This window comes from Mesorhizobium sp. M5C.F.Ca.IN.020.29.1.1 (assembly GCF_003997375.1).
Classification (GTDB): domain Bacteria; phylum Pseudomonadota; class Alphaproteobacteria; order Rhizobiales; family Rhizobiaceae; genus Mesorhizobium; species Mesorhizobium wenxiniae.
This window is the reverse complement of sequence record NZ_RZSW01000871.1, coordinates 1-1,763: the sequence shown is the minus strand read 5'-3', so window position 1 is coordinate 1,763 and position 1,763 is coordinate 1. Positions and strand designations below refer to the sequence as shown.

The window sequence follows — 1,763 nt, the reverse complement described above, 5'->3', positions numbered from 1 at the left end:
GCCCTGCTTGCGGCAGATCGCCAGCGCACGCGGGATGTTGGGCTGTTCCATGTAGCCGAAGGTCAGCGTCACCCGCATGAACAGCTCGTTGATCGTTTCCATCTTGACCCGCTCGCTGTCGGGCACCACGGGCTGCTGCGCCGTCACCACCGAGAGGATGACATTCTGTTCGTGCAACACCTTATAATGCTTCAGGCTGTGCATCAGCGCGGTCGGCGCGCTGACGGGATCGCTGGTCAGGAACACGGCCGTACCGGACACCAGCTGCGGCTTTTTCTTCAACAAATTGCCGGCAAGGAAATCGAGCGGAATTTCGTTCCGGCGCGTCTTGTCGAATAGATAGCGACTCCCGCGTATCCAGGTCCCCATGATCAGCCCCATGATGCAGGCAACGGCGATCGAAACCCATCCGCCTTCCACGAATTTCACGATATTTGCCAGGAAGAAGCCGGTGTCTATCGTGCCAAAGAGCAGCGCAAGCGCCGCAGCGAGTGCGGTCTGCCATTTCCATTGCCACCGCATCACCACGAATAGCAAAATAGTCGTCATCAGCATTTCGCCTGTCACCGAAATTCCATAGGCGGAAGCCAGGGAACTCGAACTGCCAAAGCCGACGACCAGCAGCATTACGCCGAGCGCGAGAATGAGATTCACGCGTGGCATGTAAATTTGGCCGAGTTGCATCTCGGAAGTATGCTGAACTTCGATTCTGGGCAGAAGATTGAGCTGCACCGCCTGCCTGGTCAGCGAAAACGCCCCGGAGATAACGGCTTGACTGGCGATGACAGTCGCTGCTGTGGCGAGCCCGACCATCGGTATCAGTGCCCAATCTGGCAGCATCTGGAAAAACGGATTGTCGGGCAGCCCCCCGTGAGCAAGAACGAACGCGCCTTGCCCAAAATAGCTGAGTAGCAGGCAGGGGAAGACGATCCAGAACCAGGCTAGCACGATTGGACGGCGACCGAAGTGCCCGAGATCGACGTAAAGCGCTTCAGCACCGGTAACCGCCAGAAAAACCGCACCGACTGTGAGAAATGCACCCGTTTTGGCTTCGGCAAGGTAGGCGACCGCATAGTAGGGGTTGATTGCCAAAAGCACCGACACATCGTCAAGAATATGCACCAATCCGGCAATGCCGATCGCCAGGAACCAGAGCGCCGTCACCGGCCCGAAAACGGAGGCCACTCTACCGGTCCCGAAGCGCTGCACGGCAAACAAGACGGCAAGAATCACCAATGTAATGGGAACCACGTACGGATCGAACGCCGGGGTCACGACGCTCAGGCCTTCCACCGCTGAAAGCACCGAGATGGCCGGCGTTATGATCGCGTCGCCGAAAAACAGTGCGGCTCCGCAGAGACCAATGGCAAGAATGATGCCGGAACCAGCCGGATAAGCTTTCCGGGCCAGCGCCATAAGCGACAGGGTACCGCCTTCACCCTTGTTATCCGCCCGAAGCACGAAGGCGACGTATTTGATTGTCACGATAATCGTCAGTGCCCAGACGATCAGCGACAGAATGCCCAGAACGGCACTGCGCGGATCGGTGCCGGACGAAGCATGCAGTGCTTCGCGAAGCGCATAGATCGGGCTGGTGCCGATATCGCCGTAGACCACGCCGAGAGCGCCCAGCATCAAAACCTTGGTGCTGTGCTTTTCGACCTCAGGATGGCTTGATTGTTCGACTGGTTCTGCCTCACTACCACTGTTGGTAAGGGCCATGGACGACACTCCGATAAGCGCGCGGTGCTCTACGCTTGCTG

General features: G+C 58.1%; 1 protein-coding gene. It reads right to left on the bottom strand.

Annotated elements, in window-relative coordinates:
• Positions 1-1,722, bottom strand: a 1,722-nt coding sequence (locus EOA85_RS34470) for a potassium transporter Kup (RefSeq protein WP_164760104.1), incomplete at its 3' end; no start/stop codon positions are given.
• Positions 1,723-1,763: the final 41 nt, after the last annotated feature.